Raw genomic sequence first — 17,821 nt, 5'->3', positions numbered from 1 at the left:
TCTATTATTTTATTCCATGGTTTTACGCAATAAAGCCATGATATTTTCGTTTGATGTGTGTCCTGTGTTTACGGAAAAGCTTTTTGAGTTATAGGGTCTGTAAAGATTTTCATCCGTGACTGAAAACAGCCCTACGGTAGGCGTCCCGCTGGCACTGGCTAAATGCATTACCCCATTATCCGCCGCAATAAACAATTGTGTATTTGCGATAAAAGCCCCCATTTCACGGATGTCCTTACTGTAAAAATGAGGTATGGTAAAGTTTAACTTGGAAATATTTTCAACCGGCAAAAGTTCCACAATGTGATGACCAGGAAATGTCTGTTGTAAACTGCTGTAGAAATCGTGCCACCATTCTTCAGAGTAGCATTTATCTCCGGTAGCATTGGTGAACAGACAGATCACAGGTTTATCAGCTTGCACAATGGAAAATAGACTTTTCCTTCCGCTTTCAATTTCCATGGCGTCCAGTTTCAAATCCAGGAAGGGCGGTTCATTAGTATTGGCAGGCATCCCCAGCTGTGACAAATATTGTCTTAAATTATAAACAGGATGCTTGGCAGAATGCTGGTAACCAACAAATTGCCGCACGTATTTTTCATCATATTCTCCGAACAGCTTAAATTTAGCACGCGCAAAAGAAGTGGAAAGCCTTCCCGATGATGAACCAAAATTCGCATTGATCACCAGATCATACTTCCTTGCACGGAGCGACAGCCATCCTCCTACATATTTAAAAATATTACTAAACGGCTTTTTCGGAAGCTGGATCACCTTGTCAATATTTTTATAATTTTTGTAAATGATTGGAGAGATCTGCCCTTTCACGAAGAGATCGATCTTACTGTCAGGAAACGTATTGATCACTTCCTGAACCAAAGGGCTGAGTAGAAGTAAATTGCCGAGCCGGTGATTGGGTCGTGATATTAAAATTCTTTTTATTTTAAGATCATCTTTTTTAACTGTTTCAAAGTTGGTTTTGCCAATATTTTCAGTAAGCTTTCTCATTAATGACCTCCTAATGGCATTTACTTTTTTCGGTACTTTCATTAAAAAAAATATTTAACAATAATAATCATATTTAGTCATAAAACATTCATGAGTCATGAGTGATTTAACAGAAAATCCATAATAATTACCTATTATGATAATAGAAATTATCTCAGTAATTTTAACACTAAATATCAATACAATGATTTATATCCCTATATAATGAAAAATCCACATTACAATTATGCAATATGGATTTTGTTCTGCTTTAAAAGCTATGTCATTAAGATACTGTAATCAAGACTCCTTCATTGACCGTATTAATTTAAATCAAACCGGTCCAGATTCATTACTTTCACCCATGCTGAAACGAAGTCATTGACAAACTTTTCCTGAGCATCGGAACTTGCGTAGACTTCAGCGATAGCCCTGAGTTCAGAATTTGACCCGAATACCAGATCCGCACGGGTCGCCGTCCATTTTTTCTCACCTGTTTTCCGGTCAGTTCCTTCATACACCTCTTTGTCGTCAGAAGCTGCCTTCCACTGAGTACTCATATCCAAAAGATTAACAAAGAAATCATTGGTAAGCACACCGGGCCTATGTGTAAAAACACCATGCTGTGAGTGATCGTAATTAGCCTGTAAAGATCTCATTCCACCGATCAGTACTGTAAGCTCGGGAGCCGTCAGGGTTAAAAGCTGAGCTTTGTCAATCAGTAAAGACTCTGTAGAAACCGAAAATTTCTTTTTTAAATAATTCCTGAATCCGTCGGCTGCAGGCTCAAGATATTTCATCGATTCCACATCGGTCTGCTCCTGTGAGGCATCGGTTCTTCCCGGCGCGAAAGGGACAATAATAGTATACCCCGCATCTTTTGCCGCTTTTTCTACCGCAGCAGTTCCCGCAAGCACGATGAGATCAGCCAGTGAAACTTTTTTACCCCCGGTCTGGCTTTCATTAAATTCGTTCTGAATATTTTCCAAAACACCCAAAACTTTCTGCAGCTGCTGAGGATTATTCACTTCCCAGTCTTTTTGTGGAGCCAGGCGGATTCTCGCACCATTCGCACCTCCTCTCTTATCACTTCCCCTGAAGGTAGATGCCGATGCCCAGGCCGTAGACACCAATTCTGAAACACTCAATCCCGAACTAAGAATTTTTGATTTTAATCCTTCCACATCCGAATTATTGATGATGGTATAATCGGCCTCAGGAAGAGGATCCTGCCAGATCAGTTCTTCTGCAGGGACTTCCGGTCCCAGGTACCGCGCTTTCGGTCCCATATCCCGGTGGGTCAGTTTAAACCACGCCCTGGCAAAAGCATCTGCAAATGCTTCGGGATTTTCATAAAACTTTCTTGAAATCTTCTCATATTCCGGGTCAAATCTTAAAGAGAGATCTGTCGTGAGCATTGTCGGTCTGTGTTTTTTTGCAGGATCAAATGCATCCGGAATGATTTCTTCTCCGTTTTTAGCCACCCACTGATGTGCTCCTGCCGGGCTTTTCGTAAGCTCCCACTCGTTTTCAAACAGGTTTTTAAAGAAAAAATTACTCCATTGGGTCGGGGTTTCCGTCCAGGTCACTTCAAGACCGCTGGAGATCGCATCCGGGCCTTTTCCTGATTTATAAGTACTGTTCCAGCCGAATCCCTGCGCTTCAATTCCCGCTGCTTCCGGCTCTTTTCCTACGTGATCTGCGGGTCCGGCTCCGTGTGTTTTTCCGAAGGTATGACCTCCCGCAATCAGCGCTACTGTTTCTTCATCGTTCATCGCCATCCTTCCGAAAGTATCGCGGATATCTTTCGCCGCGGCAATAGGATCAGGATTCCCGTCCGGTCCTTCGGGATTTACATAAATCAATCCCATTTGTACCGCAGCCAGGGGTTTTTCAAGGTCCCGTGTATGAATATCACCATCTGCATCATCATCCGAAGGTAAAACACCACGTCCTTCCACCACCCCATCCGAACCGTGCGAATAACGAAGATCCCCTCCTAACCATGTTTTCTCAGCTCCCCAATAAACATCCATATCCGGCTCCCACACATCTTCACGACCGCCCGCAAATCCGAAAGTCCTGAACCCCATCGACTCTAAAGCGACATTCCCTGTCAGGATCATAAGATCGGCCCATGATATTTTTTTCCCATATTTCTGTTTGATCGGCCAGAGAAGTCTTCTTGCTTTATCCAGGCTCACATTATCGGGCCAGCTGTTCAGGGGCGCAAACCGCTGCTGCCCCGCTCCGGCACCTCCTCTTCCATCTCCAACCCGGTAAGTTCCTGCGCTATGCCACGCCATCCGGATGAAAAGTGGTCCATAATGACCGAAATCGGCCGGCCACCAATCCTGTGAATCTGTCATTAATGCGTGAAGATCTTTTTTTACAGCTTCCAGATCCAGGCTTTTAAAAGCTTCCGCGTAATCGAAATCCGGATCCATAGGGTTTGACAATGAGGAATGCTGGCGAAGGATATCTACCCTTAACTGATCCGGCCACCAGTCGGAATTTTTGGTTCCGCCACCGGCTACGTTTTCTTTTTTCATGCTTCCGTTATGAAACGGACATTTACTGATGTCATTAGAATCTTTTTCCATTGGAGTTTAATTTTTTATGTTGATTACAATTCGTTATTTACAGCAAACTTACATTAGTTTAAACATAAATACAATCTATCAAAAATATTTAATCAATAGTTAAAAACAATAATTTGGTAATTTCCGATTTTGGATAGAATATTGTTATTTAATAAACATTTAAGTTAGTGAAAAATGTAAGAGCCTGGAATACAACCTTAAAATTTAGCACAATTTAGAATTATTCCATTATATGATTGAGGTCATATTGTGGAATTTTTATATTATTTTTATAGTAGCTTAAACATTTGAATATGAAAAAAGTTTTGATTATAATTCTCGTCGCCTTTGTGATCATCCAGTTTTTCCCTATTGATAAAACGAATCCTGAACCCACGCCAGGAATGGATTTTCTTAAGATAAAGAATACGCCGCCGGAAGTTGCCAAACTGGTACAAACTTCCTGCTACGACTGTCACTCCAACGAAACAAAATATCCATGGTATTCGAATATTGCCCCTGCCTCATGGGTATTGAAAAACCACATCGATGAAGGAAGGAAAGAACTTAATTTTTCTACGTTTGCCGTTTATCCACCGAAAGATCAGGCACATAAATTGCAGGAGTGTATAGAAATGATTCAAAAGAAAGAAATGCCGCTGGAGTCGTATTTTATCGGACATCAGAAAGCAAAACTGAGTGATGACCAAAGAAAGATTTTAACAGATTATTTTAAAAGGGAGAAAACCGAAACGGAGAGAAAAATGCTTTATTAATTTTGACATCATGGAAGAAAATTGGCAAAACAAAAACATTGTATTTTTTGACGGCGACTGCGGGGTATGTAATTTCTGGGTACAATGGATTCTCGAAAGAGATAGGAAAGACCGGTTTATGTTTGCTTCACTGCAATCGGATTTTGGTCAGAATTTTTTATCGGAAAGAGGATTAAATACCAAAGTTTTCAACACGATGTACCTTTGGAAACCCGGACAATATTACCTGGAAAAATCAAGGGCGGTGCTAAAAATTGCCAGCCTGCTGGGAGGTATTTATATCCTATCAGGCGTGGGAAAAATCATTCCTTCTTTTTTAAGCGACAAAATATATGATACCGTGTCGAAAAACAGGATGAAAATCGCCAACCAGAAGTGCTATCTGCCAACTCCCCATCAGAGGGCAAAATTTATTCAGATTTAAAACCATAATGAAAAGCCCGCCTCCGATCAGAAGCAGGCTTTTGGTTGAATATTACTGATTTAGCGACCATACGGAATAAGAATTCGGAGCACACTGGATCTTTACCCATTTGTCCGACTGTGTCGTCGGATACCAGCCCGAGCTTCCGGTAAAATCTTTGATCTGCTGGCTTGCTCAGTTGGTCTGAACCCACCGCTCCTGCCAGCTCGAAGAATTGTTGATATATACCACCAGTCCCGGATTTCCGTTATAACCGTTTCTTCTTGCAATATATTCGTCATTATCGGTATAAAGAATAGAGGTCGTTCCCGTAGCTTTATTGTTATGGATCCAGATCAGATTGTTTAATCTTTCTTTGTTGAGCCATTCTTCATAATCTCTGTAAAAAATGGTAGGATAGCCTTCATGCGTCAGAATATAAGCATAAGCCAACATTTTGTTATAGATAATATCGGTGTCGTGATTCGCGACAAATGTTACGGCTTTGTACGGATTCCTCTTCCACATCATATCATCGTTAAGCACATTTAAATTTCCATTATCAAATGCTTCATCCATTTTGTAATAGGCTGCAAAATCAAAAACCGAACTGTTGGCATTATTCGCCCACCATTCCAGTGTATTGACATTGGAGTCCCAGAGCTCACCTACCGAAAATCCACCCACGCTGGAATTCCAGGCATTTACCACCCAGGGCCCGAAGCCTTTAACGTAATCGAATCTCCAGCCATCAAATTTCATCACATTTTTGTAGTATTTTGCCACAGAATCGTCTCTGCCCCAAAGCCAGTCCTGCACATACGGATTGGCATGGCAAAGGTCGGGGAAGCCCCCGAAAGAACCTTCATCATTATTTCCGTAGGCATTTTTGTAAAAATCATTATAGCTTCTCGGAAACTTTCCCGAAGCAACTCCTGAAAAATTCGTCCAGGTATTGGACCCTACGTAAGGATTGTACTCCGACTGACCTCCACTGTTGTGATTGATCACGATATCCGCGTAGACCTGCATATTTTCTGCGTGGGCTTTTGTGATCAGCGCCTCAAGTTCTGTTCTGGATCCGAAGCGCGTTTCCGTACTTCCGTTTTGGTTGTAATTTCCGAAGTCGTAATAATCGGTGGGATCGTATCCCATTGAATAAGCCCCGTTCTGAGCTTTCGAAGCAGGAGGAAGCCACACTGCCCCTATACCGGCATTCGACCAGTCGGTAAGTTTTCCTTTCACGGTATTCCACCAGTTTCCGCCGTCCGGAACATCCCAGTAAAAACCCTGCATGAGAACACTTCCTCCCGGCCCTGCAACGAATTTCGCATAAGGTGAAGTTCCGGTACTGAAAGGCCGCCCGTCATGATTGGTGACATTAACGATTTTGCTATGGACTTCCGGATTCTGCGAAGCTTCCTTAATCATCTCATCATTATCCTGACATGAGCTTACAATACCTAAAGCCAGCAATGAAAGCAATAAGTGTATTCTTTTCATATTTAAAATTTTAATTATTAATGTATTACCTAAATTACACTTTTATTAAAATAATATCTATAGATCGTGATATAATTTTTGTTTTTAACATGAAAGCGGTTTAAAAAATAATTTTCAGCATCATTAAAAAATCATAAACTTTAAAGATTTTAGTACAATTTTTCCATTAATCCATATATTTGCATATTATGGAATACAATACCCAAAAAACCCAGCTTCATCTGCCGGAATACGGCAGAATAATCCAACAGTTGGTTGAGCGTTGCAAAGAGCTTACTTCGAAAGAGGAAAGAAACGAAATGGCAATGGCAATCATCGATTTTATGGGTCAGAGAAACCCGCAGCTCCGCGACGAAGAAAATTATAAGCATAAACTTTGGGATCACTTGTTCATTCTTGCTGAATACGATCTTGATGTAGATTCACCATACCCTTTCCCGACCAGAGAAGAACTGGCCGAGAAGCCCAAAAGAATGGAATACCCGAAACTTCAGGGAGATTTTAAATTTTACGGGAAAAGTATTCTTCAGCTAATCGAAAAAGCAATAGAGCTTGAACAGGGAGATGAAAAAGAAGCCCTGATCGAAGTGATTGCCAACAATATGAAGAAATCTTACAACGTATATAACAAAGAGCACGTAACCGACGACGTAATTTTCCGCCACCTGAAGGAGCTTTCCGAAAACAGGCTCGACCTTACGGGAATCGATACGCTTGAAAAAAGTAAAATCTATTACACAAGCAATAACAATAGCCGTAACAACAACAATAACCGAAACCAGTCTAACAACAGAAACCAACCCAACAACAATAAAAGAAGACACAACAATAACAACAACAATCATAAAAACAGGAAGTAGACATGAGTGGAACATTTCAAATAAGAGGAGGAAAGAGACTGCAAGGTGAAATCACTCCACAAGGAGCAAAAAATGAAGCTCTACAGATTCTTTGTGCCGTTCTGTTAACTGATGAGGAAGTAAGGATCAAAAACATTCCGGATATCCACGACGTTAATCGATTAATTGAAATTTTGGGAGACTTTGGGGTAAAGGTGACCAAAAACGGACACGGAGATTATACTTTCAAAGCAGATCAGGTAAATTTTGATTATATTAAATCTTCCGAATTCAAAAAAGACGGTGCTAAGCTGAGAGGTTCTATCATGCTGATGGGCCCAATGCTTGCAAGATACGGGGAAGCCTACATGCCGACTCCCGGAGGTGACAAAATCGGAAGAAGAAGACTGGACACTCATTTCCAGGGACTTGTAGAACTTGGCGCTGAGTTTCATTATGATGAAGAAGAATTCTTTTATTCTTTAAAAGCGAAAGAGCTAAACGGGAAGTTTATTTTGCTTGAAGAAGCATCCGTGACGGGAACCGCAAACATTGTTATGGCCGCAGCTCTGGCAAAAGGCAAAACAAGAATTTACAATGCTGCATGCGAGCCTTATCTTCAGCAGCTTTGTAAGATGTTAAACAGAATGGGAGCCAATATCTCAGGAATCGGTTCAAATTTGCTAACCATCGAAGGTGTTGAATATCTGCACGGTACAGAACACACCATGCTTCCCGATATGGTCGAGATCGGCTCATGGATCGGTCTTGCCGCCATGACGAAATCTGAAATCACCATTAAAAATGTAAACTGGAATCAACTCGGTGTCATCCCAAACACTTTCAGAAAGCTTGGGATACAACTTGAACAGAGTAACGACGACATCTTTATTCCGGCTCAGGAAAATTATAAAATTCAAAAATTTATCGACGGGTCGATCCTTACGATTTCCGATGCTCCATGGCCGGGATTCACACCGGATTTGCTTTCCATCATCCTGGTAGTAGCTACACAGGCTAAAGGAAGCCTTCTGATCCATCAGAAAATGTTTGAGTCCCGATTGTTCTTTGTTGACAAACTGATCGACATGGGCGCACAGATCATTCTTTGTGATCCGCACAGAGCCACCGTGATCGGATTGAACCAGGAAACACCTTTAAGAGGAACCACTATGGTGTCTCCGGACATCAGAGCGGGTAATGCTCTTCTTATTGCCGCGCTTTCTGCAGAAGGAAAATCGATCATTCACAATATTGAGCAGATCGACAGAGGTTATGAAAATATCGATGGAAGACTGAAAGCAATTGGCGCAGACATCGAAAGAATTTAATACAAAATCAGATTTTATTTAAAAATAAATAAAGCGTTCGGTTTTCACTGAACGCTTTTGTAATTAAAAACTATATGAACCATCCTTATGTGTACTTTCTGCAGACGTATTCTACAGTGGTACTCAGAAGTTTATTTTTATTCAGATACAATTCAAGCTCTTCAAAATCATCTGAATTCACATTAATATAAAGCTGCACCGAGCCGAAGCTTCTTCCGTCCGCATATTCCACATTAGCAGATAACACCCTGTGACAGATCCCGAACTGATTGTATATCGTGTTCATCAGATGCTCAAACTTCATCTTTCCGTTCAGCTCAATTTCCAGGATCAATTCTTTTTTGGGCAGATTCATTGCATTCTGTACGATCTGGCGATTCGGGTTTGGGGTTATCATAGGAAAACTTTTTTTAGGTTTAAAAATAAATGCTCATTATTCTTTTGTCATTAAAAACTTCAACAAAAATATAAAAAATTATTAGTCTACCAAATTAGTAGGATAATAATTTAAATGATTTTAAAAAAAATTAAACAAAAAAAGCAGACCCTCTTGAATCTGCCGTATCTTTTGGATATTATAAAAAATCATTTATTCCAATTCCTGCACCCGTACAAGCTTTTCAGAAGCAGCCAGTCCGTTAGGATTACAGCCCGGCTGACCTTCGGGAACTTCTAAGTTTTTCTTTTGATAGAAATCTTTCCAGAACGCATTGGTCTTTCCGGTTGCAGGATCGATGAAAGTCATGGGTTCGAGACTGAAAATACCATCTTTACGGAACGCTCTTTCAATAAAATCTGAACAGTAATAGGTATTTTCATCCAAAATATAATTAAAGTTATAAGGTTTACCCAGCATTGAATTTGCCTTTTGAATAGCCACCGGAATAGCCGCTTTATACTGGGGCTTTAGCCTGTAAACGAATACCTTCTGCCCGTCATCAGCCTGTTCTTTAAGAAAATCTTTAAGTTTTTGCTTTTGGGAACCGCCTTTTGGAGCCGCATGCAGAACATAAAAATCGCGTCCTGTTTTTTCCAAAATCCCGATATGGTCGAAAGAAGCATTTTCCTGTTTTTGTGTAACGTTATTGATTGCCCCTGAAAGCCCGGAATCTTTTGCCATCACAAAAAGCAGATCGCCGTTTTTCAGGTCATAAAATTTTGAAATTCCACAACTTACAATACCGCACAAGATATAAAAGGCAGCAAAAATTGCAAATACAATTTTACTTTTTAAAGTTTTCTTCATAACAATCAATCCATTCCTGAACACTCATCTTCTTACACAGTTCGGCCAGTAATTCCATCGGAATTTCATCTGTTCTTTTGAAACGCACACATGATTTTCCCATATCGAGTTTTCTTTTGGAATGCCTGGGAAATTCCGAAACAAACCAATCCAGCAAATCAGGTTTTGCGTACATTCCCATGTGATAAAAGGCAATAAAGTTCTTTTGGGAAGCAATACTTATGAACGGCAATGGTGTTCCCGGCGCGCAATGGTAACCCGCAGGATAGGTTTCCAGCGGAACACCCCAGCCAATCATTCCATAACTGCTGCCCTGGGAAAAGCCTTCGGGAAGGCTATTGCTGACGGTGTCAAAAAGCTCCTTAAAGACAGCCTGCCTCTTTTCAGGAATCTTAGAAATATAATCTTTTATGGAAACGGATTGTATCTGCATTTTAAATTTTACTGATTGACGAAAATAATAAAATTTTTATGAAAACTACGCCTTAAAATGGAAACAAACCTTTTACATATTATCAATAGCTAATACCTTTCTGTGAATTGATTATTCAAGTTAAAATTATAAAAACAACCATTCCCTAATCTATACACAATATTGCAGTAATAACCTGTAAACGAAAACCATATACACAACATTTTTTTTATATTTGTAACCTAAAAAAATATAAATGACTAAAAAAATTACTTTCTTGAGTATCCTCATGATCTGTGGCGGATACTTGCAGGCCCAGGTTCCCGGAACCCTTGATTCTACCTTTGGAATTTCAGGCAAGATCACATCCAATTATTTTTCAACGCAGATGATTTTTGATACCGCCACTCAACCGGACGGGAAAATTGTTGCAGTAGGAGCCGCTACGGTAGGTTCTTCCAATAATAATACTTTCTACGCAGTGAGATTTAATGCTAATGGAGCAATTGATACAACCTTCGGGTCAAATGGGTATTTCAATTTAGACATGAGCGGTCTCGGTTATAATAACTTTGCCAGAACCGTTGAATTACAACCAGACGGAAAAATAATTTTAGGCGGTGCTGTTGCCCAGTTCATCAATGGAGACAACTATTATTTTGGGGTGCTCCGATTGAACGTAAACGGAACGGTAGATACCACCTTCGGAAACCAGGGAAAAAGCATTTTTTCAATGAGTTCTTCCAGCTCTACTTCCAACCAGATAAAAGATATCGCCTTACAAGCTGATGGAAAAATAATTGTAGCAGGAACTTATTACAACAGCCCTTCAACGGATTTTGCCGTTGCAAGGCTTAATACCGACGGATCATTGGATTCCGATTTCAGCAATGACGGGAAGGTCCTCATAGGTTTTACTTACAATTCTAGCATTAATTATGATGAAGCGCACAGGATAAAAATCCTAAGTGATTCCAGAATCCTTATTGGTGGCGAAACCTCTTTCAATGATGGCGCATGGTGTATGCTGCAGCCGGACGGATCACTCGACTCTTCTTTTGGAACAGGAGGAAAAAAGACATTCGCCACAGATAATAATTTTGATTTTGGAACCGTCTATTTCCTTCCTGATAATTCAGTTCTTTTAGGTGGCTACTATTCTGGGAACAGTGATGATGCAGCACTGTATAAAATATCCTTAGATGGGACATTGGATACAACATTCGGAAATAGCGGCAAAGCCATCGTCGATGTTGATAATTCTAGTTCGGATGGCGGTATTGTCGACCTGGATATTGATAATACGGGGAAAATTTATGCAGTGGGCAAAACTTTGACAGGAGGTACTTCTTATTTTTATCTTCTCAATTTCAATAGCAACGGTACTCTGAATACAAATTTCAGTTATGACGGAAAAGTTTTAGTAAATTTTGGAGCCAATTCAAACTACGGCAATTCTGTTTCTGTACAACCTAACGGAAAAGTATTGCTTGCAGGGTATTACAATTACCCTTATACAGGATCATTGGCGAGATTCAACAACCAACCTTATTTAAGTACGACGGAAATAGCCGAAAAAAATACATTTACCCTATATCCCAATCCCACAACAGACTTTTTTATGATTTCGAAATCTGAAATAAGTAATAAAAACCAAAAAGTTGAAATAGCGGATGAAGCCGGTAGAATCATAAAAACGGTATTTATCAATGCTGACAACCCTAAGGTAGAGGTATCGGATTTAAAAACGGGAGTTTACTATGTACACTTAAATAAGGTCACCAAAAAATTGATTATAAAATAGTTGTCATTAAATCTCTATACCATTATGGCGTTCTTTGCGGAGCGCCATATTTTTGCTTTATAAACAACCTTAAACTTCACTCAAACCGAACAGATCTTTATAAAATCCTCTTCTTTCCGGTCCTTAATTTTAATATTGCGGAATTAAATCTTATTTTTGCCATACAAATTTTTTGAACAATGCCGAATATTTCAAACAGAGCACTGCACATGCCGCCTTCGCCGGTAAGAAAACTGGTTCCTTTTGCCCTTGCCGCCAAACAGAGAGGAATAAAAGTCTATCATTTGAACATCGGGCAGCCCGATATCGAAACTCCGGAAACGGCACTGAATGCTTTAAAGAATATCGATCTGAAAGTCTTGGAATATGCACTTTCTGAAGGTAATCTGGACTACAGAAAAGCGTTGACAGAATATTACCATTCACTAGGTTTTAATGATCTTACAACAGACAATTTCATCGTTACCAACGGAGGTTCCGAAGCTTTGAATTTCGCCATTTCCACCCTGTGTGATGATGGAGACGAGGTGATTATTCCTGAACCTTATTACGCCAACTATAATGGGTTTACAAGTACTTTCAATGTAAATGTGGTAGCCGTTCCTTCAACCATAGATACAGGCTTTGCCCTGCCACCGATTGAAGAATTTGAGAAAAAAATTACCGAAAAAACAAGAGCAATCGTCATCTGTAACCCGGGCAACCCTACGGGGTATCTGTATACCCGCGAGGAGCTTCAGAAACTGGCAGAAATTGCTTTAAAATACGATATTGTCGTTATTTCAGATGAGGTTTACAGGGAATATGTATACGATGGAAAACAGCAGATTTCTATGCTGGCTTTTCCTGAGCTTGCAGAAAACTGCATCATTATCGATTCAGAATCAAAACGTTACTCGATGTGCGGCGTGAGAATCGGATGTCTGATCACCCGTTCCAAAAAAATACACGATGCGGCAATGCTTTTTGCACAGGCCAGACTAAGCCCGGTTCTTTTAGGCCAAATCGCCGCGACAGCTGCCCACCAGAATGACGGTGCTTACATCAGAGCAGTAAGGGAAGAATATACACACAGAAGAAATATTTTGGTAGATCTTTTAAATGCCATTCCAGGCGTTATCTGCCCTAAGCCGAAAGGAGCTTTCTATTGTGTAGCAGAACTTCCGGTAGACGATACCGAGAAATTTGCACAATGGCTGCTTGAAAAATATTCGAACCAGAACGAAACAATCATGGTTGCACCGGCAGGAGGTTTTTACAGCAATCCTGAACTTGGTAAAAAACAGGTAAGAATCGCATACGTTTTAAAAGAAGAAGATCTGAAAAGAAGTGCTGCTATCCTCAAGGACGCGCTTCAGCAGTATAAAATAGAATTCAGCCTTTAAGCTGAAAAAAATTGATCTGTCAGCAATAAATTTTGGGATTGAAATTTTTCTTCTCTATTTTTATTGCTGATATTTTGTTTTTAGAGTTAAAGTTTATGAATCGTTTAAATCATAAGATGCAGGAAAATTTTTCATTAAAACCATACAACACATTTGGCGTTGATGCCAAAGCCAGATATTTCACTGAAGTTCATTCTGCGGAAGAATTGCTGGATGCACTCAACGATTCAAATACAAAGAGTTTACCCCTGCTGTTTTTAGGTGGCGGGAGCAATATGCTGCTCACCCGGGATTTCGAAGGGATTGCTATTCAGCTTAACCTCAAAGGTATTCATGAAGATTTTATAAATGATGAAGAAGTGCTGGTTACCGCAAAAGCAGGCGAAAACTGGCATGAATTCGTGCTCTTTTGCCTGAATAAAAACTATGGCGGACTGGAAAATCTTTCTCTGATTCCGGGAAATGTAGGAACATCGCCGATGCAGAATATCGGAGCGTACGGCACTGAAATTAAAGATACGTTCGTAAACAGTACGGTTCTCAATCTTGAAAATCTAAAGCTGGAAACCTTCAGCCTGGAACAATGCAGATTCGGATACAGGGATTCTGTTTTCAAGCAGGAAGGCAAAGGAAAATACGTGATCCTGGAGGTCACTTTCAAATTAACCCGGAAAAACCACCGGATCAAAACAGAATATGGTGCGATAAAATCGGAGCTTGACAATTCAGGCATCACCAATCCGACTATTCAGGATATTTCAAAAGCGGTTATCAGCATCAGGAAAAGCAAACTTCCCGATCCAAAAGAAATCGGAAATGCAGGAAGCTTTTTTAAAAACCCGACTATTCCAAGAACTCAATTTGACACGCTTAAGCAACAATTTGAAAACATCCCGGGGTATGCCAATGGAGACTTCGTAAAAGTTCCGGCAGGCTGGCTTATCGAACAATGCGGCTGGAAGGGAAAACAAATCGGAAATGTTGCCTCTCACAAATTACAGGCACTGGTCATCATCAACGCCACAGGAGAAGCGACCGGACAGGAAATTTTTGATTTTTCCACAAAAATTATCGATTCGGTACGGGAGAAATTCGGTATTGAGCTGGAACGGGAAGTGAATATTATTTAAACAAAATTTCGTCAAAGAGAAATTTGACAAAGTTATAAAAACACATAGAAAACATGAAAATAGCTATACTGGGAGCCGGAAATATGGGTCTGTCTTTTTCAAAATCGTTTTTAAAATACGAACTCATCAAGCCTGAAAATCTTCATCTGATCACGAGAAACGAATCCCGGTTTTCAGAAATATCAAAAGAGTTTCCCAAATCTACCATTTCAACTTTTGATCAGGTACATGAGCTGGATGCGGATTTAATCGTCATTGCCGTAAAGCCTCAGGACTTTCAGTACGTGTCGGAACATCTGAAGTTTCAAATCAGGCCAGATCAGATGATATTATCCATCATGGCAGGAATTAAAATCGAAAAAATTCAAAGTTTATTACACCATCCTTTGGTGGTAAGAGCGATGCCCAACTCTCCCACTCTCCTCGGAATGGGAATCACCGGCTATACCTCGGCACCGGGAATTTCTTTCAGCCGGCTTATCAACATCGAAAGACTTTTAAACTCCACCGGAAGATCGGTTTATCTTGAAAACGAAGAGCTTCTGGATGGTGTTACAGCCCTCTCCGGAAGCGGACCTGCTTATTTCTATTATATTATTGATGCCATGATCAAAGCGGGCGTTGCCATGGGAATCGAAGAAAATCTTTCCAAATTGTTCGTACAACAAACCATGCTGGGCGCCTATCATCTGATTAATAATTCCGATAAAAATTTAGAAGAACTGATCGGGGATGTGGCTTCCAAAGGCGGTACCACAGAAGCTGCCCTGAAAACCTTTAATGAGAACAATCTGAAAGAAATTCTCAAAGACGGCATTCTGAATGCGGAAAAGCGCGCGAAGCAATTGAACGTGTAATTGGGCTAAAAAACTTTGTCAAAGTTCGGAACTTTGACAAAGTTATCGAACATCCGGATTCACAAATTTTCAAACCTCTTTTCAATATTTTTTTTAATTAAAAATCCTAAAAAGACCCCGAACGTATTCAGGATAATATCATCTACTTCAAAAATACCCAACCTTGAAAAATACTGAAGCGCTTCAACGATGGTAATGGCTGAAACGACAGTAAACAGAAGGCTTTTAAGGATATTAAGCTTAGGAAAAATCCATCCCAGAAATCCGAAAGGCATGAACATCACAATATTTCCTCCGACGATTACAAAAGCATCTTTCCAGGAAATACAGCCTTTGATGAAATTTAGGGTGGACACGATAGGTTCTACCGTCAGTAAATTGTCATCCATCTGCCGCCTTCCCATCCCGAAGAACATTAGGTATAGCAGGAATAGAGTATAAGGAACAATAATAATTTTATAAAATTTCTTTAACATCCTTTTACAAATGTATTCATTTCAAAAACATTAAATTTGTATATTAAAACAAATTCATGAAATACGTTTTGCTTACGCTCATTTCGGCGATGCTCTTATCCGTTTCCTGGCCTACTTACGGGGTTCCGTTCTTTATATTTTTTGCGCTGGTCCCGCTTCTGATGATGGAGCACGGGGTTTCAAAATTTTCAGACTATAATAGGAAAAGCTGGGTCGTTTTCGGACTTTCCTACTTATGCTTCGTCATCTGGAATGTGGTGACGACCGGCTGGCTGTACGGTTCCAAAAACCCCGACGGAAGCCATTCTATGATGGCGGTATTATTCCCGGTTTTGGTGAATTCCTTTTTGTACGCACTGGTTTTACAATGTTATCACTGGTATAAAAACGCACAGGGAACGTATTGGGGACTCGCTTTTTTTATTGCTATATGGATGAGCTTCGAAAAATTCCACCTAGGTTGGGAACTGACCTGGCCATGGCTGAATCTTGGAAATGTTTTCTCTGATTATCCTAAAATGATCCAGTGGTATGATACACTGGGTGCTACCGGGGGAAGCTTCTGGATCCTGGCAGTGAATGTCCTGATATTCTACACCGTAAGAATCTGGCAGGCAGGAAGAAAAAGAAAAGATCTCATCAGAAATACGTCCATGGTTGCAGGCTTAATTATTATTCCTATGGTCATTTCATTGGTGAAATACAATAATTTTAATGAAAAGCCGATCGGAAATGTCAATGTCCTGATGCTTCAGCCCGACCTTGATCCTTATGCTGAAAAATATTCCAAAGACAGCTTGGTTATTGAAAGTGATCTCCTGGATCTGGCAGAAAAAAATTCAAAAGGAAAAATAGATTACTATATTGCCCCGGAAACCGCTCTTCCCGGTCGGGGCTCAATCTCCGAGCGGTCTTTTGAAAAGAGTTTGATTTTAAATAATCTTAAAGCATTTTTAGCCAAACATCCCGGCTCAGTATTCGCAACAGGAATTTCTTCACATAAATTCTATAACTCCAAAGAAAATCTTCCGGTGGAAGCTTATCAGCTGAACCCCGGACTCTGGGTAGAAAGCTTCAATTCGGCCGTTCAGGTCATTCCCAACCGCAATGTGGAGGTATATCACAAAGGAAAACTGGTTCCCGGTGTAGAGATCTTTCCTTACATGAATTATCTGAAACCTCTTCTGGGAGACGCCATGCTGAACCTGGGAGGAACCGTTGCTTCACTGGGAACCGATAAAGAAAGAATCGCTTTTTCAAATCCCTTCAACAAAGGTAAGATGGCTCCCATCATCTGCTATGAAAGCATCTATGGTGAATTTACGGGCGATTATGTAAAAAAAGGTGCCAATTTCCTGGGAATTATGACCAACGATTCATGGTGGGGTGTTTCAGAGGGACACCGACAGCTTCTGTCGTATGCGAGACTGCGTGCCATCGAGACCAGAAGAGAGATCGCTAGGGCCGCCAACAGCGGAATTTCCGCTCATATTGATGCGAAAGGAGAAATCATTGAAGATACTTTTTACGGAGATAAAACAGCCTTATTTGCAAAAGTGAATCTTTATGATCAGCTGACTTTTTATACGAAAGCCGGAGATTTACTCTCCCGTTTTTCGATTTTTGCACTGGGCTTTCTCCTGTTTTATTTTCTGATTAAAAGGTTTCAGGCAAAAACACAAAAAAGCTAGAGAAACAGGAAGTTGGATGCGGAAATAATGATTTTACAACGGGACAAAATATTTAATTTATTTATAAATAATTTCCTAAAAGATTTGTCTATCTGAAAAATTCTTCGTTATTTTGCACTCTCAAATATTATAGTACAAATAAGAACATCGAGATATGTCAAGAATTTGCCAAATAACAGGAAAGCGTGCAATGGTTGGTAACAACGTTTCTCACGCTAATAACAAAACGAAGCGTCGTTTTGAAATTAACTTATTGGAGAAGAAGTTTTACCTTCCGGAGCAAGATAAGCACGTAACACTGAAAGTATCAGCTCATGGATTGAGAGTGATTAACAAGATTGGAATCGAGGAGGCTCTTGAAAGAGCTGTAAGAAACGGATTGATTAAAAAGTAATTGAA

At 40.2% G+C, this 17,821-nt stretch carries 16 protein-coding genes and 1 pseudogene; 10 read left to right on the top strand and 7 right to left on the bottom strand.

Going from position 1 to position 17,821, the window contains the following annotated elements:
• Positions 1–9: 9 nt before the first annotated feature.
• Together AC0N32_RS12785 and katG are read right to left on the bottom strand one after the other, a co-directional pair.
• Positions 10–1,050: a glycosyltransferase family 9 protein gene (locus tag AC0N32_RS12785; RefSeq protein WP_476394253.1), complete on the bottom strand. Its 1,041-nt coding sequence runs from the start codon at positions 1,048–1,050 to the stop codon at positions 10–12.
• Positions 1,051–1,310: 260 nt separating this feature from the next.
• Positions 1,311–3,590: a catalase/peroxidase HPI gene (katG, locus tag AC0N32_RS12780; protein ID WP_476394252.1), complete on the bottom strand. Its 2,280-nt coding sequence runs from the start codon at positions 3,588–3,590 to the stop codon at positions 1,311–1,313.
• Positions 3,591–3,883: 293 nt separating this feature from the next.
• Between katG and AC0N32_RS12775 the strand changes: the two genes are divergently transcribed.
• Complete coding sequence (locus tag AC0N32_RS12775) at positions 3,884–4,345, top strand: heme-binding domain-containing protein (RefSeq protein WP_476394251.1); 462 nt, start codon at positions 3,884–3,886, stop codon at positions 4,343–4,345.
• A gap of 10 nt (positions 4,346–4,355) precedes the next feature.
• Positions 4,356–4,769, top strand: coding sequence for a thiol-disulfide oxidoreductase DCC family protein (locus tag AC0N32_RS12770; RefSeq protein WP_476394250.1), 414 nt, complete (start codon positions 4,356–4,358; stop codon positions 4,767–4,769).
• A gap of 51 nt (positions 4,770–4,820) precedes the next feature.
• On the opposite strand, the pseudogene AC0N32_RS12765 reads toward AC0N32_RS12770, so the two are convergent.
• Positions 4,821–6,251: pseudogene (locus AC0N32_RS12765) on the bottom strand (alpha-amylase).
• 188 nt (positions 6,252–6,439) lie between these two features.
• On the opposite strand from AC0N32_RS12765, the gene AC0N32_RS12760 reads away from it, so the two are divergent.
• Both AC0N32_RS12760 and murA read left to right on the top strand, forming a co-directional pair.
• Entirely contained in the window at positions 6,440–7,111 is a 672-nt protein-coding gene (locus AC0N32_RS12760) for a DUF4290 domain-containing protein (RefSeq protein WP_476394249.1), read from the top strand.
• 2 nt (positions 7,112–7,113) lie between these two features.
• Positions 7,114–8,421 carry a UDP-N-acetylglucosamine 1-carboxyvinyltransferase gene (gene murA / locus AC0N32_RS12755; protein ID WP_476394248.1) on the top strand — a complete coding sequence of 436 codons (1,308 nt, stop codon included), beginning with the start codon at positions 7,114–7,116 and terminating at the stop codon, positions 8,419–8,421.
• An 85-nt stretch (positions 8,422–8,506) separates the two neighbouring features.
• On the opposite strand, the gene AC0N32_RS12750 is transcribed toward murA, so the two are convergent.
• The 3 genes from AC0N32_RS12750 to AC0N32_RS12740 all read right to left on the bottom strand — a co-directional run bounded on the left by AC0N32_RS12750 (position 8,507) and on the right by AC0N32_RS12740 (position 10,100).
• Positions 8,507–8,818: an NIL domain-containing protein gene (locus tag AC0N32_RS12750; RefSeq protein WP_476394247.1), complete on the bottom strand. Its 312-nt coding sequence runs from the start codon at positions 8,816–8,818 to the stop codon at positions 8,507–8,509.
• A 192-nt stretch (positions 8,819–9,010) separates the two neighbouring features.
• Entirely contained in the window at positions 9,011–9,667 is a 657-nt protein-coding gene (locus AC0N32_RS12745) for a YiiX/YebB-like N1pC/P60 family cysteine hydrolase (RefSeq protein ID WP_476394246.1), read from the bottom strand.
• The gene (locus AC0N32_RS12740; protein ID WP_476394245.1) at positions 9,645–10,100 is read right to left on the bottom strand and encodes a DUF1801 domain-containing protein; all 456 of its coding nucleotides are present in this window, start codon (positions 10,098–10,100) and stop codon (positions 9,645–9,647) included. Before AC0N32_RS12740 ends, AC0N32_RS12745 begins: the two co-directional genes overlap by 23 nt.
• A gap of 235 nt (positions 10,101–10,335) precedes the next feature.
• On the opposite strand from AC0N32_RS12740, the gene AC0N32_RS12735 reads away from it, so the two are divergent.
• The 4 genes from AC0N32_RS12735 to proC all read left to right on the top strand — a co-directional run bounded on the left by AC0N32_RS12735 (position 10,336) and on the right by proC (position 15,255).
• Positions 10,336–11,883 carry a T9SS type A sorting domain-containing protein gene (locus tag AC0N32_RS12735; RefSeq protein WP_476394244.1) on the top strand — a complete coding sequence of 516 codons (1,548 nt, stop codon included), beginning with the start codon at positions 10,336–10,338 and terminating at the stop codon, positions 11,881–11,883.
• A 179-nt stretch (positions 11,884–12,062) separates the two neighbouring features.
• Complete coding sequence (locus AC0N32_RS12730; RefSeq protein WP_476394243.1) at positions 12,063–13,268, top strand: pyridoxal phosphate-dependent aminotransferase; 1,206 nt, start codon at positions 12,063–12,065, stop codon at positions 13,266–13,268.
• A 95-nt stretch (positions 13,269–13,363) separates the two neighbouring features.
• On the top strand, positions 13,364–14,398 hold the full coding sequence (gene murB / locus AC0N32_RS12725) for a UDP-N-acetylmuramate dehydrogenase (protein ID WP_476394242.1): 1,035 nt from the start codon (positions 13,364–13,366) through the stop codon (positions 14,396–14,398).
• Positions 14,399–14,451: 53 nt separating this feature from the next.
• The gene (gene proC / locus AC0N32_RS12720) at positions 14,452–15,255 is read left to right on the top strand and encodes a pyrroline-5-carboxylate reductase (protein WP_476394241.1); all 804 of its coding nucleotides are present in this window, start codon (positions 14,452–14,454) and stop codon (positions 15,253–15,255) included.
• A gap of 59 nt (positions 15,256–15,314) precedes the next feature.
• Here the strand turns inward: proC and AC0N32_RS12715 are convergent, their stop codons facing one another.
• The gene (locus AC0N32_RS12715; protein WP_476394240.1) at positions 15,315–15,731 is read right to left on the bottom strand and encodes a VanZ family protein; all 417 of its coding nucleotides are present in this window, start codon (positions 15,729–15,731) and stop codon (positions 15,315–15,317) included.
• Between the two features lie 56 nt (positions 15,732–15,787).
• On the opposite strand from AC0N32_RS12715, the gene lnt reads away from it, so the two are divergent.
• A complete protein-coding gene (gene lnt, locus AC0N32_RS12710) occupies positions 15,788–17,422 on the top strand; it encodes an apolipoprotein N-acyltransferase (RefSeq protein ID WP_476394239.1) in 1,635 nt (544 codons plus the stop codon).
• A 154-nt stretch (positions 17,423–17,576) separates the two neighbouring features.
• A complete protein-coding gene (rpmB, locus tag AC0N32_RS12705) occupies positions 17,577–17,816 on the top strand; it encodes a 50S ribosomal protein L28 (protein ID WP_007841810.1) in 240 nt (79 codons plus the stop codon).
• Positions 17,817–17,821: the final 5 nt, after the last annotated feature.

The sequence above is a fragment of the Chryseobacterium endophyticum genome (assembly GCF_056333165.1).
This window is presented reverse-complemented; position numbering and strand designations above follow the sequence as displayed.